Source organism: Agrobacterium tumefaciens, assembly GCA_025559845.1.
Taxonomy (GTDB): domain Bacteria; phylum Pseudomonadota; class Alphaproteobacteria; order Rhizobiales; family Rhizobiaceae; genus Agrobacterium.
The window spans coordinates 1988743-2013691 of record CP048470.1 but is presented as its reverse complement, the minus strand read 5'-3'; the positions used below and the strand labels follow the sequence as shown (position 1 = coordinate 2013691).

22 protein-coding genes are annotated in these 24949 nt (G+C 56.3%); 5 read left to right on the top strand and 17 right to left on the bottom strand.

Annotation, left to right across the window (positions count from 1 at the left end; genetic code table 11):
• Positions 1–14: 14 nt before the first annotated feature.
• The 3 genes from FY156_25600 to FY156_25590 all read right to left on the bottom strand — a co-directional run bounded on the left by FY156_25600 (position 15) and on the right by FY156_25590 (position 3637).
• Complete coding sequence (locus FY156_25600) at positions 15–1655, bottom strand: ABC transporter substrate-binding protein (GenBank protein UXS04821.1); 1641 nt, start codon at positions 1653–1655, stop codon at positions 15–17.
• 35 nt (positions 1656–1690) lie between these two features.
• Positions 1691–2746: a peptidase gene (locus FY156_25595; GenBank protein UXS04820.1), complete on the bottom strand. Its 1056-nt coding sequence runs from the start codon at positions 2744–2746 to the stop codon at positions 1691–1693.
• Positions 2747–2953: 207 nt separating this feature from the next.
• Complete coding sequence (locus FY156_25590) at positions 2954–3637, bottom strand: phosphoribosyltransferase (protein UXS04819.1); 684 nt, start codon at positions 3635–3637, stop codon at positions 2954–2956.
• A gap of 195 nt (positions 3638–3832) precedes the next feature.
• Here FY156_25590 and FY156_25585 point away from each other — a divergent pair, with 195 nt between their 5' ends.
• Positions 3833–5005 carry an amidohydrolase gene (locus FY156_25585; GenBank protein UXS04818.1) on the top strand — a complete coding sequence of 391 codons (1173 nt, stop codon included), beginning with the start codon at positions 3833–3835 and terminating at the stop codon, positions 5003–5005.
• Between the two features lie 17 nt (positions 5006–5022).
• Here the strand turns inward: FY156_25585 and FY156_25580 are convergent, their stop codons facing one another.
• Positions 5023–6279, bottom strand: a complete 1257-nt coding sequence (locus FY156_25580) for an MFS transporter (protein ID UXS04817.1) — start codon at positions 6277–6279, stop codon at positions 5023–5025.
• A 91-nt stretch (positions 6280–6370) separates the two neighbouring features.
• Between FY156_25580 and FY156_25575 the strand changes: the two genes are divergently transcribed.
• Positions 6371–7279, top strand: coding sequence for a LysR family transcriptional regulator (locus FY156_25575; protein UXS04816.1), 909 nt, complete (start codon positions 6371–6373; stop codon positions 7277–7279).
• Positions 7280–7302: 23 nt separating this feature from the next.
• Here the strand turns inward: FY156_25575 and FY156_25570 are convergent, their stop codons facing one another.
• The 10 genes from FY156_25570 to FY156_25525 form a co-directional block, all read right to left on the bottom strand.
• Positions 7303–7494, bottom strand: a complete 192-nt coding sequence (locus FY156_25570) for a helix-turn-helix transcriptional regulator (GenBank protein ID UXS04815.1) — start codon at positions 7492–7494, stop codon at positions 7303–7305.
• On the bottom strand, positions 7491–7868 hold the full coding sequence (locus FY156_25565; protein ID UXS04814.1) for a hypothetical protein: 378 nt from the start codon (positions 7866–7868) through the stop codon (positions 7491–7493). Before FY156_25565 ends, FY156_25570 begins: the two co-directional genes overlap by 4 nt.
• A gap of 142 nt (positions 7869–8010) precedes the next feature.
• Positions 8011–9804, bottom strand: a complete 1794-nt coding sequence (locus tag FY156_25560; protein ID UXS04813.1) for an adenine deaminase — start codon at positions 9802–9804, stop codon at positions 8011–8013.
• Entirely contained in the window at positions 9801–10727 is a 927-nt protein-coding gene (locus FY156_25555) for a nucleoside hydrolase (protein UXS04812.1), read from the bottom strand. The genes FY156_25560 and FY156_25555 overlap by 4 nt, the downstream gene beginning before the upstream one ends.
• Before the next feature lie 2 nt (positions 10728–10729).
• A complete protein-coding gene (locus FY156_25550; GenBank protein UXS04811.1) occupies positions 10730–11755 on the bottom strand; it encodes an ABC transporter ATP-binding protein in 1026 nt (341 codons plus the stop codon).
• Entirely contained in the window at positions 11748–12527 is a 780-nt protein-coding gene (locus tag FY156_25545; GenBank protein UXS04810.1) for an ABC transporter permease, read from the bottom strand. The genes FY156_25550 and FY156_25545 overlap by 8 nt, the downstream gene beginning before the upstream one ends.
• On the bottom strand, positions 12524–13351 hold the full coding sequence (locus tag FY156_25540) for an ABC transporter permease (protein ID UXS04809.1): 828 nt from the start codon (positions 13349–13351) through the stop codon (positions 12524–12526). Before FY156_25540 ends, FY156_25545 begins: the two co-directional genes overlap by 4 nt.
• 170 nt (positions 13352–13521) lie before the next feature.
• Positions 13522–14544 carry an ABC transporter substrate-binding protein gene (locus tag FY156_25535; protein ID UXS04808.1) on the bottom strand — a complete coding sequence of 341 codons (1023 nt, stop codon included), beginning with the start codon at positions 14542–14544 and terminating at the stop codon, positions 13522–13524.
• Positions 14541–15596 (bottom strand): LacI family transcriptional regulator, encoded by a 1056-nt coding sequence (locus FY156_25530; protein UXS04807.1) that lies wholly within the window; start codon positions 15594–15596, stop codon positions 14541–14543. The genes FY156_25535 and FY156_25530 overlap by 4 nt, the downstream gene beginning before the upstream one ends.
• 118 nt (positions 15597–15714) lie before the next feature.
• Positions 15715–16641 (bottom strand): LysR family transcriptional regulator, encoded by a 927-nt coding sequence (locus FY156_25525; protein ID UXS04806.1) that lies wholly within the window; start codon positions 16639–16641, stop codon positions 15715–15717.
• Positions 16642–16693: 52 nt separating this feature from the next.
• Here FY156_25525 and FY156_25520 point away from each other — a divergent pair, with 52 nt between their 5' ends.
• Positions 16694–17926 carry an acyl-CoA dehydrogenase gene (locus tag FY156_25520; GenBank protein UXS04805.1) on the top strand — a complete coding sequence of 411 codons (1233 nt, stop codon included), beginning with the start codon at positions 16694–16696 and terminating at the stop codon, positions 17924–17926.
• Between the two features lie 67 nt (positions 17927–17993).
• Here FY156_25520 and FY156_25515 read toward each other — a convergent pair whose 3' ends face one another.
• The gene (locus tag FY156_25515) at positions 17994–19925 is read right to left on the bottom strand and encodes a HAMP domain-containing protein (protein UXS04804.1); all 1932 of its coding nucleotides are present in this window, start codon (positions 19923–19925) and stop codon (positions 17994–17996) included.
• A 440-nt stretch (positions 19926–20365) separates the two neighbouring features.
• Between FY156_25515 and FY156_25510 the strand changes: the two genes are divergently transcribed.
• A complete protein-coding gene (locus FY156_25510) occupies positions 20366–21802 on the top strand; it encodes an NAD-dependent succinate-semialdehyde dehydrogenase (GenBank protein ID UXS04803.1) in 1437 nt (478 codons plus the stop codon).
• Positions 21803–21926: 124 nt separating this feature from the next.
• Positions 21927–23033, top strand: coding sequence for a DNA alkylation repair protein (locus FY156_25505; protein UXS04802.1), 1107 nt, complete (start codon positions 21927–21929; stop codon positions 23031–23033).
• On the opposite strand, the gene FY156_25500 is transcribed toward FY156_25505, so the two are convergent.
• Positions 23030–24061, bottom strand: coding sequence for a sulfate/molybdate ABC transporter ATP-binding protein (locus FY156_25500; protein UXS04801.1), 1032 nt, complete (start codon positions 24059–24061; stop codon positions 23030–23032). The genes FY156_25505 and FY156_25500 overlap by 4 nt on opposite strands.
• 3 nt (positions 24062–24064) lie before the next feature.
• Positions 24065–24949, bottom strand: coding sequence for a sulfate ABC transporter permease subunit CysW (gene cysW / locus FY156_25495; GenBank protein ID UXS04800.1), 885 nt, complete (start codon positions 24947–24949; stop codon positions 24065–24067).

The window sequence follows — 24949 nt, the reverse complement described above, 5'->3', positions numbered from 1 at the left end:
CCGGTCAAACCGGACTATTCCTTGGAGATCGTGTAAACGAAGTTCGTGTCGAAGCTCGGTCCGAGCTTGAGACCCTTAAGCTTCGCGGAGTAACCTGCCACTTCGGTCTGTTGGAAGATGATCACGAACGGACCACTCTCCAGAACCTTTTTCTGAAGGTTCTCGTAGATCGCGGCACGCTTGGCACTATCCTTTTCCAGAAGTGCAGCCTGCGTTTCCTTGGTCAGATCCGGAACATCCCAGGCGTTGCGCCAGGCAAGCGTCTTGTTCTTGCCTTCGTCGGAGTTGTCGTAATTGATCGTGAACGTTTCCGCGTTCGAGTTCGGATCGAAATAGTCCGAGCCCCACTGGCCGATATAGATATCGTGGGTACGGGCACGGTACTTCGTCAGGGTCTGCTTGCCGTCGCCAGGAATGATCTCAAGCTTGATGCCGGCCTGTGCAAGCGTCTGCTGCACGCTTTCGGCGATACCCGTTACCGGCTGCGTGTTGCGCACATCCATGGTGACCGTGAAACCGTCTTTCAGACCGGCTTTTTCCAGCAGTTCCTTGGCCTTTGCAACGTCGAGCTTGTAGGGGTTCTCATTGAGAGCGCCGAGCTGGCCCTTCGGCAGAAAGGTTTGATGGACTTCGCCGATGCCCTTGATAAGCGTGGCGCCAATCGCATCGTAGTCCACGAGATATTTGAACGCTTCGATCACTTCCGGCTTCTTCAGGTTCTCATTCTTCTGGTTGAGGCTGAAGTAATAAACGGTACCCTTTGGTGCAGAGGTAACGGCAAGACCTTCCTTCTTGGAAACAGCCTCCATATCACCCGGCTCAAGGTTACGAGCCACGTCGATATCGCCGTTTTCAAGGGCGAGACGCTGACCAGAGCTTTCCTTCATGTGGCGATAAACGACGCGCTTCAACTTCGGCGCCTCACCGTAGTAGTTCGGGTTGGCTTCCATGATCACGGCCTCGTTGGCTTTCCAGCCAAGGACCTTGTACGGACCGGAACCGGCATAACCGGTTTTCAGGAACTCGTTGCCAAAATCGGTGTCATATTTGTAATCGGCGCTGGGCGTTACGGGCTTTGCTTTTTCGGTAATGAGCTTTTTGTCGACAACAGAGGCGACAGTTGCAGTCAGCACGTTCAGAACGAAGCTAGGCGCGTAAGGCTTGTCGACGGTAAGCACGAACGTCTGTTCATCGGATGCCTTGGCCTTTTCGGCGACGTTGTCGCCGGTGAGGCCGAACTGCGTCAGGAGGAATGCCGGCGACTTGTCGAGCTTGACGGCGCGTTCGAATGAAAATGCAACGTCTTCAGCGGTGATCGGGTTGCCCGACGCGAATTTCAGGCCCGACTTCAGCTTGAAGGTGTAGGTCAGACCATCCTCAGACGTAGTCCAGCTTTCAGCCAGGTCACCGACAACCTTGGACGTATCGTTGAGATCGATGGAGACCAGCTTGCTGTAGGTGTTGCCGGTCACTTCGGCTGCCGACAGCTCAAACGCCTCACCCGGATCGAGCGAGATGATATCATCGATGGCAAAGCCTTCGACAAGGGTGTCCGCAGGCGTTGCCGCGAAGACTTGCGGAGCCGACAGCATCAGAAGTGACAGTGCCGCGCTGGTAGCGAGAACACGCATGGGTTTGTTGAGCGATTTGATCATAGGATCTCCCCTTTTGTTATTGATTTCACTCGATTTCAGGCAGGTTCGTGCCATGCCTGGGATAGAACGCGCAGCCAGTTTTCCCGGCAGATTTTTGCAAGGTCATCGTCACCGTAGCCCGCAGATTTCAACGCCGCAACCAGATTGTGATTGCCACTGGCGTCCGCAATTCCGACCGGCACAGTCGCGCCGTCGAAGTCGGAACCGAGCGCTACGCAATCGATGCCCATCCGTTCCACCATGTAGTCGATGTGGCGTACCATATCGGACAACGGTGTGTTGGCATTATCGCGCGCATCAGAACGCAGCATCGTCACCGCATAGTTCAGGCCGACAAGGCCTTTGCTCTCCTTGACTGCGTCCATCTGTCGGTCGGTAAGATTGCGCGCAACGGATGTGAGCGCATGTGCATTGGAATGGCTGGCGATGAGAGGCTGGTCCGTTGTCTTTGCCACATCCCAGAAACCTTTTTCGGTGATGTGGGCAAGATCGATGAGGATACCCAGTCGATTGCAAGCCTTGACCAGAGCAAAGCCAGCGTCGGTCAGACCGGGAGCGCTATCCGGCGACATGGGGAAGGCGAAGGGAACGCCGTGGCCGAAAACATTGTGGCGGCTCCAGACGGGACCAAGCGACCGTAGACCGGCGGCATAAAAAAGTTCCAGCGCATCAAGATCCGGACCGATCGCCTCGCAGCCTTCCATGTGAAGCACGGCCGCAAAAACGTTGTCGGCCATCGCCTTGCGAATGTCTGCCGTTTTACGGCAGAGTTTCCAAGCGCCGGCCTGATCCAGCCGGAGGGCAATCGCTGCTTTTTCAATGGCGATGTCGAGCGACGGCTGCCGTGTGAGCGGCGCGGCAAGCGGCGTGACATAATGGCCGTTTTCGTCCGGTTCCTGGAGAATAAGGTCTCCTGAGGGAATGTAGATGGCGCAAATGCCACCAGCCAGTCCACCAGCTTTTGCGCGAGGCGCATCGATGTGGCCTTCGCGTGTTCCATCCCGGAATTCTACAACCGGGTCCGCTCCGGCCTTGCTGTTGCGCCACAAACGAAGCAGCACATCATTATGACCGTCGAAAACTGCATGCATGTCAGGAGATTCCAAATATCAGTCGCAAAAAGGAGGGGGCGGCAGACGCCGGAATGACACCGAGCGGGTGGCAACCGGAGCAAACGCCACGGCCGCCTGTTTTCTGTCAGCGGCAATCTTAGGACGATATTTCGAAGCTTCGCAAGGACGAAATCAAGCAGTGGTGAAATTATCACCACTCCGTAACAACATCGATTTTGCGCATCGTCAAACCTGCCAGCCGCCTTCCACTTTTCGCAGCAGCGGCGTTGCGAAAACACCCCGGATGCGATCGGGCCACTGCTGACCCTCAATGGCAAGCCTTTCCCGCCAGCGGTCCGATTGAAGCATCGCGGCCCCCACGACGACAGGTTCGATTTTGGATGCAGCCAGGAGGGAAAGACCGGCGACAATCGAGGTGCCGCTGGAAATGACGTCATCGACCAGCGCGACGCGGCGATTTTCAATAAGCGGCATCATACGCGGGTCAATGTAAAGCCGCTTTTCCTGCTTGGTGGTGATGGATGACATTGGTACCGACAGCTCTTCCAGATACCAGAATTTGCGGGACGTCCCGAGCGGTACGTATCGTTTATGACCGAGATGGCGGGCGACAGCCGCCGCGAGCGTCAACCCCAGCGTCGGCAATCCCACCACCACATCAGGTCGAAACGGCTCGAGTTTTTTGGCAAGGTCAGCAGCCAGCGTCTCCAGCACCTCGAAGGAGGCTTGATTGACGATCAAAGACGCCAAAGCATGTTCTCCGTCCGCAAGCGGACGAATCGGCAACCTGATCTGTCGCCCGTCATCCAGCGTCGCAGGGAAAAACGCCGAATGCGGCTCCGTAGGCTCCAATGGGGCGGGCTTGAGGATTTCCTGCCAGAATTCGTGCGGCAAAATCTCGGATTGCATCGTTCTTTCCTTTGCTGCGGAACCGTTCGCCTGTGATCGAACAGGAGTGACACCGCGTGTCATGCATTTCGACAACCGAAGAGAGGTACGCGGGTTCATTTCAGATGCGGTATACGCTAGAAAGAGCCAGGCAACATGCGTTCGGAAGAGCCCACCTATGGCGCGGCTTTTCCTCATATTCAAGGATAACCTGCCATGAGACTGCTGGACCGGATCGGCGAAGATTTGCCATTTCTGACGGAGTTGCGTCACGACCTGCACGCTCATCCTGAACTCGGCTTCGAGGAAGAACGAACAAGTGCCATCGTCGCAGACCTGCTTGAACGGGCCGGCCTGAAAGTTCATCGCGGCCTGGGCGGCACCGGTGTGGTCGGCACCTTGCAGGTGGGGAATGGCACACGTTCGATTGGCCTTCGCGCCGATATGGATGCTCTGGCCATGCCAGAAGTTTCGGACCGCGCCTACAAGTCTCGGTTTCCAGGCAAAATGCACGCCTGTGGCCATGATGGGCACACGGCCATGTTGATCGGCGCAGCCCGTTACCTTGCCAAGACACGTGATTTTTCCGGCACTGTGCATTTCATCTTCCAACCTGCGGAAGAAGGCCGTGGCGGCGCAAAAAAAATGGTCGAAGACGGTCTTTTCGAGATTTTCCCCTGCGACGCCGTCTATGGGCTGCACAATATGCCAGGACTTGCAACTGACGAGATTGCCGTGGTCGAAGGCCCGCAGCTTGCGTCTTCCGATAGCTGGAGGGTAACATTCAAGGGCATTGGAACGCATGGAGCAAAACCGCATCTTGGCCGTGATCCGATAACGGCTGCCGGCACATTCCTCGCCTCACTGCAAAATATTGTCGGTCGCGTTGTTGATCCCTTGCAACCCGCTGTGGTCAGCGCCTGCTCAGTTCAGGCGGGCGATCCCAAGGCTCTCAACGTCATCCCGGACATCGTTGAGATTGGCGGCACCGCTCGAGCTTATGCGGCTGATGTCCGTAACCAGCTTGAAGAAGAGATCGGCAGGCTGGCCAAGGGTACGGCAGCCATGTTCGGCATTGAAGCCAAATATGAATTCATTCGCCGCATCCCACCGGTGATCAACGATGCAGACGCCACCAGGCGTGCGCTGCGAGCGGCAAAATCGGTCTTTGGCAACAAGGCGCGCACCGCGTTCCCGCCCTCGACAGCGGGTGACGATTTCGCCTTTTTTGCAGGTGAGGCACCGGGCTGCTACGTCTGGTTGGGCAACGGCCCTGCGGTCGACGGCGCGCTGCACCACAATACGTCTTATGACTTCAACGACGGATCAATTGTTTCCGGCGTCGCGTTCTGGTCAACGCTGGTTGAACAGGAATTGTCAGCTGAATGAACATTGTCCTCGGCCGATCAGATGACCGGCCGCGGCCCGCCAGCGGGACGAGGTAGGCTGGCAACAATGCCAGCCAGGGCGCAGGCTGAAGTGATGGCCATAATGCCCGGCCATCCCGCGTGTATCCAGAACCAGCCGCCGATCCAGCCCGTGATGCTCGCGCCACAATAATAAAACAACAGGTACAAGGCCGAAGCGTGGCTTTTGGAGGTGCCTGCGTTGGCACCGACACCGCTGCTGGCCGCTGAATGACCGATAAAAAATCCGACCGTGATCGCCGCAATCCCCATCACGATCAGGATAATGCTCGACGAAAAAGTCAGAAAAATACCCGCCAGGATGGATGAGAAGGCGACGATCAGCATGACCCGTCGGCTAAAGCGGTCGACCAGTGTCCCGCCGTAGGAAGACGCAACAATCCCGAGAGCAAAGGTCAGAAAAATCATGCTGACAGCGGTCCGGCCGAGTTCATAGGGTGGAGCGACCAGACGAAAGGCACAATAGTTGAAGACCGTGGTGAAGACACTGGTGAGCATTGCACCAATGAAATAAAACCGCCGGAGATCGGGATTTTTCAGATGCTGAGCCGATATACGCAGGTGCATGTTCAGTGGCATGCGCTGCGGCCGGAAGTTGCGCGAGGGAGGAAGCAGCATAAGGAAGCCGATCGCCGCGACAACACAGATGGCTCCAAGTGCGTACATCGCAACCTGCCATGAGGTAAACGCAGATACCAGCCCCATGCCGACACGCCCGGCCATGGCGCCAAACGCTGTTCCACCGACGTAGAGGCCCATTGCCTTGCCAAGACTGGCGGGCTCGATTTCTTCAGCAAGATAAGCCATTGCGACGGCAGGAACGCCTCCAAGCACGAAGCCTTCCAACGCCCTGGCTGCCAACAGCCATTCCCAGCCGTTTGTACTTGCTGCGATAATATTGCAGACCGCAGCCAACATCATGGAAACGAACATGAGACGGCGACGTGTAAAGAGCTGCGAGAAAGCCCCACTGAGAAGGATGGCGAAGGCAAGTGTTCCGGTTGTCAACGAAAGCGCAAGCGAAGCAGTTGCAGGATTGATCCCAAACTCTTCCGGGAATTCCGGCAACAACGGCTGAACGCAATAAATCAGTGAAAAGCTGGCAAAACCGGCAAGAAAAAGCGCCCAGCTAGCTCGACGGAAACGGCTGCTGCCGTGCTCGATCCAGAGAACATCCGAGGGGTTCGCCGTCTTGATTATGGGTGGTGTAAAATCCTGATTACTGAGCTGACGCATCGATTTATCCTTTTCGGACTTATCTATAGCGCGCCCAGCATCTTCACTCTAATATATGGAACAGCCTTTCATTATATCTGGATCTAATATCATGGAGCTCCGGCACATCCGCTATTTTCTTGCCATTGCCAGCGAAGGAAGCTTCACCCGGGCAGCGGAACATCTCGGCATAGCGCAGCCACCTCTTAGCCAGCAGATAAAAGTGCTGGAAGAGGAAATGGGCACCCGGTTGTTCCGGCGTCTCGCACACGGCGTGGAACTGACACCGGCGGGAACAGCCTTTCGTACAGCAATTGCCAATGTGCCCGATCAGGTCAGCAACGGCGTTCGCCTTGCGCGCAGGGCAGCCGCCGGCGAGACTGGCGTCATGAGGATTGGTGTGACGGGAACGGCGGCTCTCAATCCGCTCGTCCCCGCGTGCATTCGCGCGTACAAGAACAAATATCCGGATGTCGAACTTCAAGTGATGGAAGCCAACGCCCTTGTGCTGACACCAGCCTTGCTTGAAGACAGGTTGGACGTCGCCCTATTGCGCCCGTCGCAATCTGAGCCGGACACGTTGAACGAAGAAGTCTTGACTGACGAGCCCCTCCTGATCGCCCTGCCCGCGTCGCACATTCTTGCACGGCGAGGCACTGCCATCGACCTCCTCGAACTGCGCGACGATCCATTCATTCTTACGCCACGCAGCATTGGAACCAGCCTCCACGACGCCTCGCTGAAGGCGTGCGAAGATGCAGGGTTTACACCGCGGCTTGGTCCGGCGGCGCCGCATATCGCATCGATACTGACGTTGGTCGCCGCCGAACTTGGTGTTTCGCTGGTTCCGGAGTCCGTCGCTCAGGTGAAAATGCAAAACATCGTCCTGCTCCCTGCCAGCGGTCCACCTCCCCGGCTGTCCATATCCCTCGCCTATCGCAGAGGAACGACTTCTCCCGTCGTCAAGAACTTCATTTTAGCCGCGCGCTATGCAGCCAGTAAAACGCGGCAACCGAGTTAGGCTCTGCTCTAGAGTGCCAATCCTCATCGCTCTTCGAAAATCTCTTCAATCGCTCGATTGAACAATCGAGCGATTGCGAATGCAAGCGGCAGGCTGGGGTCATAGCGCTCGTTTTCAATGGCGTTTACGGTCTGGCGTGACACGTCAAGGCGGGACGCCACCTCGCCCTGCGACCATCCTTTTTCGATACGAAGGGCTTTCAGCCTGTTTTTCATCGAAAACGACGGCCACTTATGAGACCACCGACGATCCAGAAGACCGCCATGATCGGCCAAACAAAAAACATCGAGAGTTTTGGATACCCAACAGTTTCGAGAAAACCGTAACTGAATGTCACCAATGCCGTTCCACCAAAAGCAAGGGATAGCGCTTCAAGCTGAATCCGGCGCTGGAGCTCGTCAGATATTCTCACTTGGCGCATGACGGAAAATGCCACAGCAAACCCAGGAACCATGGGGGTTAGGGCGACGATCGTTTTCCAATTCCCCTCAACCATCTCTGCGTTGAGCACCAACACGGAAGCGATCAGGATGACCATATACCCGATCATGCTGATGCTGAACTCAACGACGAAACGATGCTTATTCATACCCGCCTCCTGTAAAGCATCCTTTACAACCGCAGTCACAGGAAATGTCAAGCACGCTTTACACACTAAGGGCATCCCGTCGGGGGAAAACAGGCGGTAGCGGCCTCTCGTGCGGCTTTCGCCTGCCAAAGCTCAAACCATTTTAGTCAATGAGAGAGATCACCGGACTTTCAAGCACGGTCCCGGTCAGAACGTCGGCAATCCCCCTATCTGTCTGGTGAGGACCGACATTGCAGGCAAGCGTTGCCCCAAAGCACGCTTTGAAAACGAGATAAGGCGGTTGCCACTCTACTATCTCACCGACAGCGGTACGCAGATGCTGGAAGGCTTCCGCCACCTCTTCAACCGAAGCTTCCGACACCAGGCCAGAAAGCGGCAAGGGGAGCAAGGCCGTGATCTTGCCGTTTGATGCAGCCGCCATGCCGCCACCAGCCTCGATCACCGCATTTGCAGCGAGCGCCATGTCATCCACATTCCCACCGAAGACTGTCAGGTTATGGCTATCATGTGCAACCGTGGTTGCAAAAGCACCGTCCCAACGGCCCCAACCGGTCAGAAAACCGGTTCTCGTGAGAGCGTCCGCTTTGCCGTGACGATGCGTCACGGAAATCATCGTTGAGCCCTCCGGCGGGACAACAAAACCATCCTCGACATCGGCCTCCGTTTCACCCCACTGGGTAAAGCGTGGACGATCGATGGTTGCAAGCCGCACACGGCGTCCATTCGACGCCACCCTGAAGTCGTCCGGTTTTCGCAATGGAAGCTTCATGGAGCCTTGGAGTACAGTCGCATCACAGGCCGGGATTGAAGCCAGCATTGCTCCGTTTTCCGCAACAGGTTTACCATCAGCAATAACGTGCCGGGCAGCAAAACTGCTCAGATCCTCAAACACGGCGATATCAGCGCGACGACCAGCAGCAACGAGGCCGAGGTCGGGACGTCCGAGACGTTGCGCCGCATTCAGTGTCGCTGCGCGCAAAGCCCATTCTGGCTTCAATCCATAACGGACAAGGCGTCGTACCACGTCATCAAGGCCACCTCCGTTCACGAGGTCATCAGGGAATACATCATCTGTGCAGAGCGTAACCGTTTGGGGAAGATGGCCTAGCGCGTTCAGCGCAGCCACGAATTCCGGCAGCAAATGGTCGTGCGATCCACGCAATTCGATGGTCAGTCCCGCACGCAGCTTTTCCATCAGATCGTCGGCAGAAACCAGTTCGTGATCGGAGGATACACCCGCGGTCATGAATGCATTCAACTCGGCGCCCTTCAGACCTCTGGCGTGACCGCATAGCAACTTGCCCGAGAATAGACCCGCCTGCACGATAGCACTCATGTGCGGATCGCGCTCGATGACACCTCGCATGTTCATGATTTCGGCAACGCCGCCGATCTGGGGCCAGGCCAGCATGTCCGCAAGCACGAGGGCGTCGAAATCGGCACCTGCGCGCTCCAGGCCGGGTGCAGACGGGACTGAAGATGGCGCAAGAAGAACCGCTCGTAAGGGCAGGTTTTCAATCGATTTTGCGGCCCAGCGAACGCCCTCGACACCGTGGACGTTTCCGAATTCATGTGGATCCCAGACAATCGTCGTGACACCACGTGAGACAACGGCTGCGGCGTAAGCGGCAGGCGTGATCATCGAACTTTCGATATGCATGTGCGTATCGATCAGCCCGGGAGAAACAAAAGCACCTTTGGCATCGATAATGCGGGCCGCATCACTTCGGGTCGCCTGCGCATGCACGCTTGCAATCAAGGAACCGACAATGCCGATATCGGCGGCGCGCAACTCGCCGGTCACCACGTCCACCAACGTCCCGCCGGTGATGAGGATATCGAAAGACGCTTCCCCTCTTGCAGCAGCCACGGCTCGTGTGCGCAAATCTTCGTCATTCAAATCGGCAGGTTGTGGCGCAAACGTTGCTGAGTTCATCGGGCAGCCTCTCTACGAAGGGCCTCAAGGATTGTCTCCTTGACCGCATCCGCTTCAACAGTTTCGGCAAAATGGGCGTTGAACGCCCCTGTCTTGCCAGTCCTGCTTTCCACGACCGTCCGCCCTCGTGTGAGTGCACCAGCAGTCTCCACATCGATACGCGCATGGCGCCAACCGACAAGATCAGAGCAGAACGCTACAGCAGCAACCGGGTCGTAAAGTGCCATGGCAACCCTACCCCGACTGGTGGCGATACCGATAAACCCTTCGAGAAGATCGGCTATGAGCGCAGCATTCTTTCCGCCGGCATTACGAATCGGCAGCACATCCGCAGGTGAAGCTGTCACCTTGCGGCAGGCATCGAGATCGACCATTCGAAGCGGCAGGCCGTGCGAGAGAACGATTGCCAGGGCTTCAGGATCTGCAAAGGCGTTGAATTCGGCTGATGCCGTATGATTGCCAGACGTGACGCCACCCCCCATCCAGGTCAGATCGGAAATTTTTAACGCAAGGTCCGGGCGCGCAACGCACAACGCCGCGATATTGGTGAGGGGTCCCAACGCGAGAATGCGCTTTTCTCCCGCTCCATCGCAAAGCCAGTCGCATAGCGCAAGAAAGCTGCTGCTTTCACCCAACTCCTCCACCGTCTGAGGCAGGGAAAGGCCAACCGTTGGAATACCGCTGTCGCCCAGAATTGATTGAGCAGTTTCGAGCATACCGAACACCGGCTGCGCACGGCCTTGATGGATCGGGAACGTCCAGCCGAAGGCAGCGACCGCTCCTGCTGCGTTGTGGCAGACCTCCGCCATTGTCGCGTTACCAAATACGAGCGAGACACCATCGATCATGATACCAGACGCATCGACTACCATGATGGCAGCGATATCGTCGAAGCCCATATCAGTATCGATCCAGACACCCATGGTCAGTTGAACACCTTGAGGGTCGCAGCCTTATCCACCGGCAGATCGAAGGCAAGGCGATCACCAATGGCGTGCGTAGAGAGGGCCGCATCCGTTTCTGCCTTGATCGGGCCAAGCGGCGTATCAAGCAGATATTCACGCGTGTTTCCAGCAAAGGATGTGCCGCGCACGGTTCCCTCGAAAGGACCTGAGCCGAGGGTGACCATGCGCGGCCGCCAGGCCAGTCCGGATGCTGAAAGGACTGGTCCGGGAAGCGGTGTTGCACCGTTTGCGGTTTTCAGTGCGCCGTTTTCCAGCGCGAAAATATTCTCGAAGCCGACGAAATCTGCAACGAAGGAAGAGACCGGTGCGTTGTAGATCTCCTCCGGCGTGCCGATCTGCTCTATCTTGCCGCCTTTCATGACAACAATGCGGTCAGCCAGCGCCAAAGCTTCAATTTGATCATGGGTGACAAAAATCATCGTCACGCCGGTTTCCTTTTGAACGCGCTGCAACTCCGTACGCATCTCGAGACGCAACCGTGCATCGAGGTTGGAGAGCGGTTCATCAAGCAAAAGCACCTTCGGTTCCATCACCATGGAACGCGCCAGAGCCACGCGCTGCTGCTGACCGCCAGAAAGTTCGGCTGGCTTGCGTGACACGAAATTCGAAAGACCGACAGACTTGATGCCCGACAAGACCTTGTCATCCAATGCCGTGCCGTTCATGCCCTTGAGCTTCAGCCCGAAAGCAACATTTTCGTAGACCGTCAGATGCGGGAAAAGTGCGTAGGACTGGAAAACCAGCCCGACAGCGCGCTTGTTGGCAGCAACGCGGGTGATATCGACACCATCAAGACCGATGCGCCCACCCGCCACCGGCATAAGCCCGGCGATGGCACGCATCGTCGTGGTCTTGCCGCATCCGGAGGGACCAAGCAGCGCCAGAAGTTCACCCTTGCGGATATCGAGGTCGAGATCCTTGACGGCAATGTTGTTGCCGTATGCAAGCGACATTTTTTGGAGCGAAAGGTAATTTGCGTCAGACATAACGGGAGAACCCCAGAAAACGTTCGGCCAGGAAAACGATGCCGATGGAAAGGAAGGCGAGCAGCGAGGAGAGTGCTGCGACGGACGGATCAAAGACGATTTCCATATAGCCCAGCATATCGATGGGCAGCGTGCGAACGCCGGGACCGGAAAGGAACAGCGACACCGGCACCTGATTGAAACTCGTCACGAAACCGAGAATGAAGGCTGAGAGGATACCGCCGCGAATGTTTGGCAATACGACCCGGAAAAATGCGCCTAGACGAGAAGAACCGAGCAAAACCGCTGCTTCCTCGATATCAGAACGCAGATTGTTCAGACTGGCGGAAACCACACGCACCGCATAGGGCAGGATCAGCGCAGTGTGCGCAAGGAACAAAGCCAGCGTGATGCCGATGCCGAATGGCACGACGAAATAACGCAGGAGCGCCAGACCAACGATGATACCCGGTACGATGATTGGCGCGGAGACGATGGTGCGTACCGTTTCGGAAAGTGGAAGCTTATAACGCGACATCGCGTAGGACGCGGGAATCCCGAGAAGAAGCGCCGTGAATGTTCCTCCGATAGCAAGGAACATCGACATGGCGAAACTTTCGCGGAAGCTCTCGACCGTGAAAACCTTTGCGATCCACTTCAGCGAAAAACCCTGCGGTGGAAAGGCAAGTGTATCGCCTGCCGAGAACGATGCCGCCACGATAATGAGAAACGGCCCGATCAAAAAGCCGACCACGAGGAGAAGTGTCAGGGGAATGAAAAGCTGCCGGGTCATTTCTTATTCCTTGCGGTAGCAATGCGCTTCAGAAGGATGTTGGCGGCAAAGCTCATGAAGATCAGGATGAAGGCGATGACGCTGGCGGCAACAAAATTGTTCGAGACCGTGACCTGCTGATAAAGCAACGTCTCGAGCATCAGGACCTTGGAGCCACCCAGAATTGCGGGGGTGATGTAAGCCGTCAGCGAGCCGGTGAACACCAACGTACCACCGACCACAAGCCCTTCCCGCGTCAGCGGCAAGATGACTTTCCAGAAAACCTGAAACCAGTTTGCGCCGAGCACGCGGGCCGCCGCAATCGTATCCTTCGGCATGTTCTCGAGCGCACTGATCAGCGAAATAATCATCAGCGGCAGGAAAAGCTGGAGAAGGCCGATGAAAACCGCCGTTTCGGAAAACAGAATGCGTATCGGTCCATCGCTCAAACCCACGGCCTGAAGCGCCTGATTGACGATACCGGTGCGGCCCAGGATAACGATCCAGGCATAGGTACGCGCGACTGGCGAGATCATCAGAGGCAAAACGACGAGGTTGACGACGTGTCCCTTTGAGCCGGCCGAAAGGTTGACGATGGCAAAAGCTGCCGCATAACCGATGACCGCCGATACCACAGTGACAATTGCCCCGAGTTTCAGCGTGCGCAGGAAAACGGTCTGATTGAGCGGCTCGGAAAAGAAATCGGCATAGGCGGACAGCGTCCACCCGTCAGCGGTACGGAACCCTTCCGACAACAGCATGAACACCGGCACAAGAAAGACCGCCGCCGCGAAAACAGCAGCGGGCAATGCAAGCGCCAGCGCTTCGGCCCGATTCTGAAACATTCACTTATTCCCTGAACGGCCGCAGTCGCCGACCGATGTCGTTGAAGCTGAATTGTCAGCCTCCGTTTTGAAAAGGTGGAAAAGCGGCCAGGGGACGACCAAACCGCTTTTCCCGGAACGGGGTCGTCGCAAACACGAAGACCTGCCCGTTCCGTAACACGAGAACCTACTTACTGACCGACCTTGGCGTTCCACTCCGACAGCCACTTGTCGCGGTTGTCGAGCGTTACGTCCGACGGAATGAGCTGCAGGCTCTTTGCCGTCTCGTCACCATAGGTAATGTTGTTCGCTATCTCGTCAGAAACCTTGACTTCCTTGTTGGTCGGGCTGTCGACCAGCTTTTCGGCCAAAGCCTTCTGAACATCGGTGGAAAGCCAGAAATCCATGAATTGCAGTGCGAGGTCTTCGTTCTTCGTACCCTTAGGCACGACGAGAACGTTCATCCCGCCTGTCTGGCCTTCCTTGGGGGTTGCCCAGGCAAGCGGCAGATCAAGCTTGGTAAACGGCGCCCAGGAGAAGCGACCGATCGGCGCTGCCCAGATCTCCTCCTGCTGCATAAGCTGCACAAGCTGCGAGGACTTGACGTAGAACGTAACGATATCGTCCTTCTTTTCGCCAACGGCTTCGATTGCACCGGCGAGATCGGGCGTATCCTTGCCAATCGCCTTGCCAAGCATATAAAGCGCCGGCGGTCCCTGGTTGGTGGTAACATTCGGGAACGCAACGTGATCGACGATGCCTTCCTTCAAGAGATCACCCCAGGATTCGATCTTCATCTTGTCCGTGCGGTAGACGATCGAGGTCGCATAGAAGTTCACACCGACGCTCATGCCATCACCGTTCGGGTCCTTGGCGATGTCGTAGAGGTTTGCGATGCTCGGCACCTTCGTGGCGTCGATCTTCTGGATCAGGTCCTTGCGTGCAGCAGAAAGCGCATCTGCCATGGAAACGATAGCAAGATCGACAACCGGGTTCGCCTTGTTGGCCTCCATTTTGGCGAGACGCTCGACGCTGTTACCGGTTTCGACCACGAGCTTGCAGCCGCACTTGGCTTCAAACGGCGTATAAACCAGCTCCTTGAATTCGTCCTGCGCGAAGGCGTAGACCGAGATCGTCAGGGTCTTTTCCTGCGCCTGTGCAGCGCCCATCGTCAGCATCAGGGCAGTGCCCGATGCAAGAATGATCTTCTTCATGGTGTGAGTTCTCCTGCTGTCGTTTTTTTGGCTTCAGTGACGTTATGCGATGTTTTGCCGGTCGAGCCGCGTACCATCAGCTCCATCGGCACTTTGGAAATATCGGCAGCGACCGAAACGGTATCCCCCTCTTCACCGTCGATGACGCGCAGCAATGCATCTATGGCGAGATCAGCAATACGGACCATATTCATGCGCATCGTGGTGAGTGGCGGTGTCACCACCGCGGAAAAGATAAGATCGTCAAAACCGGTAACACTTGCCTGCTCCGGCACCTCGACGCCTTCGCGCTGCAATTCGGTCAGGGCACGCAGTGCATGCAGATCGGAAACGGCGGCAAAGGCTGTAAAACCATCCTGCACCTTGGCGGCAAGCCCGAGACGACACCCCGCGCCATCCTTTGCTTCGATCCTGTCAATCCAGAGCGTCTCGATGTCGCCGGCTCTTCCGAAGCCATCGCGAATGCCGCCAAGCCTGTCGTTCTGAACGTTGGAATCCCGGTTCTTGCCGATCAGTACGATCTTGCGGTGCCCAAGGCTGGCAAGATATCGTCCGAGCTGTTGGCCGCCATCCCAGTGATCAGCCGCAACCGTATTGCCAGGTGTCGACGGACTGTCGATCACTGCGACCGGACAGTCGACGCCAGCAATGCGGGTTCCTCGGCGCGGAACGATGACCATGCCATCCACACCGCGCTCGATCAGCCGGTTGATCGCATCTGTCTGCATGGAAATTTCGCCCCGCGAGTCGGCGATCAGCACGCCGTAGCCGGCGGCGACGGCGGCCTTTTCAATCGCTTGTGCAATCTGCGGGAAGAGTGGATTGGCGATATCTGGCAAGACGAGACCCAGGACACCGCTGCGACCGGTCCTGAGAGCCCTGCCCGCAAGGCTCGGAATATAACCGAGATCACTGGCCGTCTTACGGATTTTGTCGACCAATTCAACCGACACACGCCCCTTGCCGGACAACGCATTGGACACGGTTGCTACCGACACGCCGAGTGTCGCAGCAATTGCGCTCAGGTTGGTGGCAGGCCGTGGAGAAGCCATGACGATCCGGAATTTCGATGATTAAACGTTTAATCACGATAGTCCACCGGCGGTGCACTGTCGAGTCCGTGCGGGGCAAAAACCGGGGAACAAAGTCTAAATGCCGAAAACGGTGCGATTATTTGTGAAGCGAGGGATCGCTGGACACGCGATAAGCTTCCGCCTGACGCACCAGCCAGTCACGAAAAAGCATCACGGGGCCGTGATTGACGCGAGATAAAGGCGCTACAGCATAATAGGAACTTGGGCTTTTGGCAGGATGATCGAAGGCCTTCACCAATTGCCGCGACTTCAGTTCGTTCTCGATAAGAAACAGAGGCATGAGTGCGACGCCGAGCCCTGCGATACAGGCCTGAGCGACACTGGAAAACTGCTCGAAACGCATACCCTGCGGTAAAGATATTGCCAATCCCAGACTCTGGAACCAGTGATCCCAGGCACCCGGACGCGACGCCATATGCAACAAGGGCAGACTTGCGACATCCCTCCCGGTCGCAACAGGATGAGAATTGAGAAACTCGGGACTGCAGACAGGCGCCACCATTTCCTGCATCAGAAAAGTGCTTTCAGCCCCCGGCCAGTCCGCCTGACCTATGTGGATGGCCATGTCGATCTGCTCACGATCGAAATCAAACTGACCGATTCGTGTGGCAAAATTGATGGTGATTTCAGGATGACTGGCAACGAAATCAGGAATGCGGGGCAGCAGCCAGCGCGTGCCGAAGGTTGGTAACATCGCGAGATTGAGGGTATTGCCATGCGTTTTCGTCATGACCTGCAAAGAGGCAGAACGTATTTCACCAAGCGCGGCGGCGACGGATTTGGCATAAGTTTGACCCTCTGACGTCAATCGAACACCGCGTGCACCACGTTCGAAGAGACGAACGCCGAGCAGCTCTTCCAGCGACATAACCTGCCGGCTTATCGCTCCTTGCGTCAGTGCGAGCTCATCGGCAGCAAGGGAAAAACTGCCCAGCCTTGCGACAGAATCGAATGCGGCGAGCGCGCTGGTTGACGGCAAAAGCTTGCGGCTGAGCGGGGTCATCAGTCATTACTACAGGTAATGCGAAAATGAGTAAACATGGCTTGTACACGACATGCGAAGCACCAATAATCCGGCCAGAATTTGCGGAGGCATAAAAGTGAGCGAACGTGCAGCATTCAATTGGCAGGACCCATTTCTGCTGGAAGACCAACTGACGGACGACGAGAGGATGATCCGCGACACCGCGGCAGCCTTCGGAAAATCCGAACTGCTGCCGCGCGTCCAGGACGCTTATCTTTCAGAAACGTCAGAACCGGAACTGTTCCGCCTGATGGGTCGCACCGGTCTGCTTGGCGTGACGTTACCTGAAGAATACGGTGCGGCCGACGCCAGCTACGTGGCTTACGGGCTTGTTGCCCGAGAGGTTGAGCGCATCGACAGCGGCTATCGCTCCATGATGAGCGTGCAATCCTCGCTCGTCATTCATCCAATCTTTGCTTACGGTTCGGACGAGCAGAAAAAGAAATATCTGCCCGGCCTTGTTTCCGGCGAACTCATCGGATGTTTCGGTCTGACCGAACCCGATGCAGGCTCTGATCCCGGCGGCATGAAAACACGTGCTGAAAAAATTGCCGGCGGCTACCGCCTGCGCGGATCGAAAATGTGGATTTCCAACGCACCGATTGCCGATGTTTTCGTGGTCTGGGCAAAATCGGAAGCGCATAACAACGAAATTCGAGGCTTTGTGCTCGAGAAAGGCATGAAGGGTCTTTCTGCTCCAAAGATCGGCGGCAAGCTTTCGTTACGCGCTTCTATCACCGGTGAAATTGTCATGGACGGCGTCGAGGTTGGTGAAGACGCGCTCCTGCCCAATGTTTCGGGCCTGAAGGGACCGTTTGGCTGCCTAAACCGCGCCCGCTATGGCATTTCCTGGGGCGTGATGGGGGCCGCCGAAGATTGCTGGTTCCGTGCCCTGCAATACGGTCTTGACCGCAAGCAGTTTGGCAAGCCGCTGGCGGGCATGCAGCTTTATCAGAAGAAGCTAGCTGACATGCAGACCGAAATCGCGCTTGGCCTTCAGGCATCTTTGCGGGTGGGCCGTTTGATGGACGATCATCGCATGGCGCCCGAAATGATTTCGATCGTCAAACGCAACAATTGCGGCAAGGCGCTGGATATCGCCCGCCAGGCGCGAGACATGCATGGTGGCAACGGAATCCAGATCGAGTATCACGTCATGCGTCACGCCCAAAACCTTGAGACGGTCAATACCTACGAGGGTACGCATGATGTCCACGCCTTGATCCTTGGCCGGGCACAGACCGGCATTCAGGCGTTTTTCTGATACCACGTAAAAGTCCGGGCGCGACGCACGCCCGGACCAAATTCATGGCTTCACCTGAAAAAGAACGTCAGAATTCTTGCCATTCATCCTTGCTTGTGTCGATAGCGGCACTCCCGGAGAAAGCAGCTGAGATCTTGCGGCCAAGTGCGCGCGCCGGTGATACGACGGGCCGGTCGTTCGCACGAGCAACGATCACAGGCGATTGCGTTTCAGTTCCCAGCCTGAATTGACCGAGTAAGTGGTTTAACGAAGAAGCTTCCCGCGCAAGGCCATGGCTCGCAGCGGTGGACTCCTCGACCATAGCCGCATTTTTCTGCGTGTCCTGATCCATTTGGTTGACGGCAGCATTGATCTGCTGGAGCCCGGACGACTGCTCTTGTGCAGATTCAACGATCGCTGCCACATGCCGGTTGATCTCCTGCACCTCGGCAACGATCTTTTCCAGAGCCTTACCGGTATCGCCGACCAGTCCCACGCCTTGCTGAACCTGCTCGTTCGATGTGGTTATCAACGTCTTGATTTCCCTTGCGGCATTTGCAGAGCGCTGCGCCAGCTCACGCACCTCCTGTGCGACGACAGCAAAGCCTTTGCCCGCTTCGCCGGCACGCGCTGCCTCGACACCCGCATTCAACGCCAGCAAATTGGTCTGGAAGGCGATATCATCGATGACGCCAATGATACTGCTGATCTCACTCGAGGACTTCTCGATCTTCTCCATGGCAAGAACCGCGCGGCGAACGACGTTGCCCGAATTCTCGGCTTCATGGCGTGTTTTCGCGACCAGAGAACCGGCTTCCTGCGCACGCCGGGAAGCGTCTCTCACCGTGGTGGTAATCTGCTCAAGTGCCGCAGCAGTTTCCTCCACAGCGGCGGCTTGCTGCTCAGTGCGCTTGGCAAGATCATCTGCCGCGGACTTGATCTCGTTGGCTCCGGCATCGATACCCCGCGCGTTTTTCGACACTTGCACCATGGCCGTTTGCAACTTTTCAGCAGACTGGTTGAAATCGGCACGTACCGCGTCGAGGCTCTGTGTGAACGGCTGTGTGATGCGGTGGGCAAGATCGCCATTGGATAGTTTCGAGAGGCCGGATGCGAGACTGTCGACGGCAAACTGCACAGCTGCTGCGTCCTCGGCCTTTTGCCTTTCGCGTTCCATACGTTCTTTTTCCGACAGGCTACGGCTGGCCTCGGTCTCCTGCTCAAGACGCATCCGCTCGATGGCATTTTCGCGAAACACCTGAACGGCCTTCGCCATTTCGCCGACTTCATCCTTTCGGCCCATACCGTCGATTTCGGACGCGGCATCACCGGCGGCAAGCGACAGCATACGTTCACGAAGACGCATGATCGGTGTTGTTATTCCATGAGATGTGACGAAAAGCGCCGCAGCGATAACAGCTAAAAAAGCGACGCCGACGATGATCAGCGTTGTCGCGATCAGCGTGCCATTATTGGTCGTCAGCAGATTGCTCTGCTTCTCGACGTCAGCCATTCTCTCCAGCAGGAATCCGACGAGATCGTCACTCAAGGGCATAATGAGTGCGTCGGCCCTTTGCAGCGTTATTTTGGCCTGCGCAGCTTCGCCACGCGATGCAAGTTCGACTGCCTCATCCGTCAGGGAAACAACGACACGCGTGCGAGCCAGGAAATCCTCAAGCTTTGCGGCATACTGAGGAAAGAGATCGGCCGCAGCAGCAATCTGGTTCAGGACAAATGCTTTGGTGGGCGCATAGTCCTTGAAAATCACCTGGTAACGTTCGTGTTGCTGATCATAGGTCGATATCTGATAGGCGGTGTAGGCTAGACCGGCCAGATTGCGGTTGGCACGCGCCAGTTCCACTGTCGCCCTGTTATCCTTGCTGATGAAGTCGAAATAGACCTCGTCGGACGCATTGAACTGCGTGGAAATATGGGCAACGGCGCCAAGACCCGCCACGCACATCAACAAAATGATCCCAACTATCTTCGTCCGGATTCCGGTCTTTTCTAAAAGCGTCATTATCAATTCCAAACCAGCCAGACGCCCTCCCCGTGCCGAAGTTCGCCTGTGTCAAATGGACAGAGCACGTTGTGACCCAATCATTGGGACGCGGGACATCGTCTTCGGGCCAAGCCGGTCGAAAAACGCTCCAAACCGGAGCGATTAGTCATGAAAGCATGCAACCACCGCGCTCCCCGTATGATTTCGAAGCATAAACAATCTCTTACAAATTAGTTGGATTACTGATTATTTTTCAATTTTTGGTGGATCTTTTCTCGAAGGCAGGTGAATGCATTCCGACACACACTGCGACCACCACGGCACTCGCAGCGCCCGATATTAGTTTTCGTCAAACCGTTGATTGTCGGCACCATCTATCCTACGTCAAGGACGCTATCATTCGAGAGCCGGCCTCCTCCCCGGCCCTGTCTACACCTCCCAAAACGAAAGTGGACATCATGCACAGCTATCCCGACATCAAACTCCTTATTGATGGCGAATGGAAAGACGCCGTTTCCGGCAAGACGATTGCTGTTTCCGATCCCGCAACCGACGAGATCATTGGTGCAATCGCGCATGCCGAAAAAGCGGACCTCGACCTCGCCCTCGCTGCAGCGGACAAGGGCTTTAAAATCTGGCGAGACACCTCTCCGTTCGAGCGTTCCAAGATCATGCGCAGGGCTGCCGATCTGCTGCGTGAGCGTAAGGACAAGATTGCCTATGTGATGACCCGCGAGCAGGGTAAACCACTGGCACAATCCGCGGGAGAAATTCTCGGCGCGGCCGACACAATAGACTGGTTTGCTGAAGAGGCCCGCCGTACCTATGGTCAGGTCATTCCGGCACGCGCGACCGGTGTATCGCAGCTCGCCATCAAGGTCCCGGTTGGCCCCGTCGCGGCCTTTACACCATGGAACTTCCCGATCAACCAGATCGTTCGCAAGCTATCTGCCGCGCTTGCAACAGGCTGTTCAATTATCGTCAAGGCACCGGAAGAGACACCCGCCTCTCCTGCAGAACTGATCCGCGCCTTCGTTGATGCCGGTGTACCTGCCGGCGTTATCGGGCTCGTCTATGGTGTTCCGTCCGAAATCTCCGAATACCTCATCCCGCACCCGGTCATTCGCAAGATCTCGTTTACCGGCTCGACTCCGATCGGCAAGCATCTTGCTGCACTTGCCGGCAGGCACATGAAACGCGCCACGATGGAACTTGGTGGCCACGCACCTGTGATGATCTTCGATGATGCCGATATCGAAAAGGCCATTGAAGTGACCTCACTGGCAAAGTTCCGCAATGCCGGCCAGGTTTGTGTCGCGCCCACCCGCTTCCTTGTGCAGGAGGGTGTTGCCGACCGCTTCGTCGAAGGTTTCGTAGAAGCAACCAAGGCCATCAAGGTTGGCAACGGACTTGAAGACGGTGTTGTCATGGGTCCGCTCGCCAACGAGCGTCGCATTCCGGCACTCGAAGAGCTGATCAACGATGCCGTTTCGTGCGGTGGCGAGTTGAAGACCGGTGGCCGTCGCATTGGCAACAAGGGTAATTTCTTTGAGCCGACGGTCCTCTCCAACGTACCGACGACCGCCAAGATCATGAACGACGAGCCCTTTGGGCCGGTTGCCATCATCAACCGCTTCTCAAAGCTTGACGATGCGGTCTCCGAGGCCAATCGCCTGCCCTTCGGCCTTGCTTCCTATGCCTTCACCGGCTCGGTAAAAACGGCACATGCCCTGAGCCACCAGGTCGAAGCAGGGATGCTTACGATCAACCACAATGGTCTGGCTCTGCCGGAAGTGCCATTTGGTGGCATTAAGGATTCCGGTTACGGCACCGAGGGCGGATCTGAAGCTGTCCAGGCATATCTGGAAACCCGCTTCGTCAGCCAGATGAGCTGATCAGCCACGCAGTAATTCAAGACCCGGAAAGCTTTTGCCGGGTCTTTTTTTCGTTCAAACCTTCCGCTTGCCTAACATTGCCTGATCACATAAAAGAACAAACAATGAACGCAGTGGGTCGACAATGAGCGAGACAACCGAAACGGCAGCACCAGCGCTGAAGGAAATATTCAATCGCGAGCGCCTTCAGCATATCGCAGTCCAAACGAAAGCTGTTCACGCCCCTTTCGATGTCTCTGCATTCATGGCGCTAGCGACCAACGATCTCGACAGCCTTGGGATCATGCAGCGCATGCGGCAGGTCGCGACCAGCCTTCACGCCACGCTTCCCGGCGACTACGCACGCAACATTGAAATCCTTACGGACCTCGCGCCACGCATCGGACATGGTTTTGCATCCATTTCATTGCCGGAATACGTGGCGCTCTACGGGCGCGCCCATTTCGAGCTATCGATGCAGGCACTGCATTATTTCACCCGTTTTGGCTCATCTGAATTTGCGGTCCGGCATTTTCTGAAGGAGGACATGTCGCGGACACTCGCTTTCATGGAAACCTGGTCTCGTGATGAAAATGAACACGTTCGCAGGTTGGCGAGCGAAGGTTGTCGTCCGCGGCTCCCCTGGTCGTTCCAGCTCAAAGCCCTTGTGGAAGATCCTTCGCCGGTCGCTGCTATCCTCAGCAATCTGAAAAGTGATGGCGCGCTCTATGTCAGAAAATCGGTTGCCAACCACCTGAACGATATCACGAAGGACAATCCTGGCTTCGTATTCAAATTGTTGCAAGATTGGCCGAGAGATCACAAACATACCAACTGGATCACGCGGCAGGCGCTACGTACACTGATCAAAAAGGGCGACGTCACCGCTCTTGCCTATCTCGGCGCGGATGGGGCAGCCGAGATGGCAGTACAAGAGTTTACGGTATCGCCGCAAACAATCACTCTTGGAAACACCGTAGATATTACGGCGTCATTCGTTTCCTTGGCGAAATGCCAGCAAAAACTGGTGGTCGACTACGCCGTCCACTACGTCAAGAAAAACGGTGAAACGTCTGCAAAGGTTTTCAAGTGGAAAGAGATGAACTTGCAGTCGGAAGAGCGTACCTCGCTCACGATAAAACGCGCGATACGTGATTTTACCACCCGTAAGCACTATCCCGGACGTCACAGGATTGATCTCATCGTCAACGGACAAACCGTAGCGGAAACGTTCTTCGATCTGGAAAGCTAGTCCTGCTTTGACGGGAAAATCTTGGCACGACGGATGATGATCGAACCGCGTTCCCCTGCCTCCACATTACTTTCCGGCGGCACATCGAATTCCAGTTGATCCCCGTTGTCCGTATTGGCAATCACACGGCGCTCGCCCGCTCTATCAAGAACACGGGTGACACGCGCTGGAATGCCATCATGCAGATCGTCCCATTCAAGATCACCTGGACGGGCATAAATCTCGACCGCCCCATCCGCCTGACCGTAAGCAAACGGTAGTTCGCTTTTACCGACGTAAATCTTGCCACCGCGAGCTTCGCCGGAGACTTTGTTGGCATCACCCAGAAACTTCATCACAAAAGCACTGTTTGGCTGGCGGCAGACGTCTTTTGGCGTACCTTGCTGGACTATTTCGCCTTGATTGAGAATGACAACGCGATCGGCGAGATCGAGCGCCTCTTCCTGGTCATGGGTAACGAAAATCGTCGTGATACCGAGCGCATCGTGAATTTCTCGCAGCCAGCGCCGCAGATCCCGACGCACGTTGGCATCGAGAGCACCAAAAGGTTCATCCAGAAGCAGGACCTTCGGATCGACGGAAAGCGCTCGGGCCAAAGCAACGCGTTGCCGCTGGCCACCGGAAATCTGTGCGGGGAAGCGATCCCCTAGACCATCGAGCTTCACGAGACGTAAAAGCTCTTCAACGCGGGCCGCGATTGCCGCCTTGTCGCGCTTCACCTTTGACACCTTCATGCCGAAGGCTATGTTTTCGTTCAATGTCATGTGTGGAAACAGCGCATAGTGCTGAAAGACGAAACCAACACCGCGATCACGCACCGGAATGTCGGTTGCGTCGTGATCCCCGAAGAAAATCCGCCCACCATCAGTAAATTCAAGGCCCGCGACCATACGCAAGATGGTCGTCTTGCCCGACCCGGAAGGACCAAGCAACGCCAGAAGCTCTCCGCTTTCGATGTCGAGCGAAACGTCACGCACGGCGCGAAATGTATCGAAGGTCTTCACCACGTTTTCGAGGCGAATTTTCATGGATCAGGTCTCCGTAGCAGTGGCTGTGCTATTCGTCTTCTTGCGTCCGCGCCCAGCACCGCGTCGCTCCAACGCCACTTTGGCAATGATCGTGACGACTGCAAGAAGTGCGAGAATGGAAGCCGAAGCGAACGCACCAGCTGTCTGGTAGTCGTGGTAAAGCAGTTCGATATGCAGCGGCAACGTGTTCGTCTGGCCGCGAATATTGCCGGAGACGACAGAAACAGCACCGAATTCACCCATCACACGGGCATTACAAAGCACCACGCCATAAAGCAGGGCCCATTTGATATTGGGGAGTGTGACCGAAAAGAACGTTCGCCAGCCTGACGCACCAAGCGACGTTGCCGCCTCCTCAAGATCGCGTCCCTGTGCCTGCATCAACGGGATCAGTTCACGCGCTACAAATGGTGCTGTGACGAACATCGAGGCAATCACGATGCCGGGCAATGCAAACAGGATTTTGACGTCATGCGCATCAAGATAGGGACCGAACAGTCCCTGAAGACCGTAGACGAAAAGATAGGCAACACCGGCCACGATCGGCGAAATCGAAAAGGGAATTTCGATGACCACAAGCAGGAAGCGTTTACCGGGAAAATCGAACTTGGTAATCGACCAGGCCGCGGCAACCCCAAAAAGCGTGTTGATCGGGACAGCAAGGAGCGCCGTTACCACCGTCAACATGATAGCGTGGCGGGTATCGGGATGGGCGATCGTCGCGGAATAGGCTTTCCAACCTTGTGAAAACGCTTCAACTCCGATGATGATAAGCGGGGCGACAACGAGTAATGCCCCAACGACCAGCACGAAACCGATCAGACTGCGGCGAACAAGCGCGCTATCGCCGACACGCGGCGGCCTGGGATGGCTCGAGTGTGCGCCCAT

Excerpts from the sequence above, each read along its gene's own strand:
- FY156_25570 (UXS04815.1), bottom strand. The coding sequence starts at position 7,494 with ATGAAAAACAGGCTGAAAGCCCTTCGTATCGAAAAAGGATGGTCGCAG.
- FY156_25560 (UXS04813.1), bottom strand. The coding sequence starts at position 9,804 with ATGAACTCAGCAACGTTTGCGCCACAACCTGCCGATTTGAATGACGAA.
- FY156_25580 (UXS04817.1), bottom strand. The coding sequence starts at position 6,279 with ATGCGTCAGCTCAGTAATCAGGATTTTACACCACCCATAATCAAGACG.
- FY156_25595 (UXS04820.1), bottom strand. The coding sequence starts at position 2,746 with ATGCATGCAGTTTTCGACGGTCATAATGATGTGCTGCTTCGTTTGTGG.
- FY156_25590 (UXS04819.1), bottom strand. The coding sequence starts at position 3,637 with ATGCAATCCGAGATTTTGCCGCACGAATTCTGGCAGGAAATCCTCAAG.
- FY156_25585 (UXS04818.1), top strand. The coding sequence starts at position 3,833 with ATGAGACTGCTGGACCGGATCGGCGAAGATTTGCCATTTCTGACGGAG.
- FY156_25535 (UXS04808.1), bottom strand. The coding sequence starts at position 14,544 with ATGAAGAAGATCATTCTTGCATCGGGCACTGCCCTGATGCTGACGATG.
- FY156_25520 (UXS04805.1), top strand. The coding sequence starts at position 16,694 with ATGCGAAGCACCAATAATCCGGCCAGAATTTGCGGAGGCATAAAAGTG.
- FY156_25545 (UXS04810.1), bottom strand. The coding sequence starts at position 12,527 with ATGACCCGGCAGCTTTTCATTCCCCTGACACTTCTCCTCGTGGTCGGC.
- FY156_25540 (UXS04809.1), bottom strand. The coding sequence starts at position 13,351 with ATGTTTCAGAATCGGGCCGAAGCGCTGGCGCTTGCATTGCCCGCTGCT.
- cysW (UXS04800.1), bottom strand. The coding sequence starts at position 24,949 with ATGGGCGCACACTCGAGCCATCCCAGGCCGCCGCGTGTCGGCGATAGC.
- FY156_25565 (UXS04814.1), bottom strand. The coding sequence starts at position 7,868 with ATGAATAAGCATCGTTTCGTCGTTGAGTTCAGCATCAGCATGATCGGG.
- FY156_25555 (UXS04812.1), bottom strand. The coding sequence starts at position 10,727 with ATGGGTGTCTGGATCGATACTGATATGGGCTTCGACGATATCGCTGCC.
- FY156_25515 (UXS04804.1), bottom strand. The coding sequence starts at position 19,925 with ATGACGCTTTTAGAAAAGACCGGAATCCGGACGAAGATAGTTGGGATC.
- FY156_25505 (UXS04802.1), top strand. The coding sequence starts at position 21,927 with ATGAGCGAGACAACCGAAACGGCAGCACCAGCGCTGAAGGAAATATTC.
- FY156_25500 (UXS04801.1), bottom strand. The coding sequence starts at position 24,061 with ATGAAAATTCGCCTCGAAAACGTGGTGAAGACCTTCGATACATTTCGC.
- FY156_25525 (UXS04806.1), bottom strand. The coding sequence starts at position 16,641 with ATGACCCCGCTCAGCCGCAAGCTTTTGCCGTCAACCAGCGCGCTCGCC.
- FY156_25600 (UXS04821.1), bottom strand. The coding sequence starts at position 1,655 with ATGATCAAATCGCTCAACAAACCCATGCGTGTTCTCGCTACCAGCGCG.
- FY156_25530 (UXS04807.1), bottom strand. The coding sequence starts at position 15,596 with ATGGCTTCTCCACGGCCTGCCACCAACCTGAGCGCAATTGCTGCGACA.
- FY156_25550 (UXS04811.1), bottom strand. The coding sequence starts at position 11,755 with ATGTCTGACGCAAATTACCTTTCGCTCCAAAAAATGTCGCTTGCATAC.
- FY156_25575 (UXS04816.1), top strand. The coding sequence starts at position 6,371 with ATGGAGCTCCGGCACATCCGCTATTTTCTTGCCATTGCCAGCGAAGGA.
- FY156_25510 (UXS04803.1), top strand. The coding sequence starts at position 20,366 with ATGCACAGCTATCCCGACATCAAACTCCTTATTGATGGCGAATGGAAA.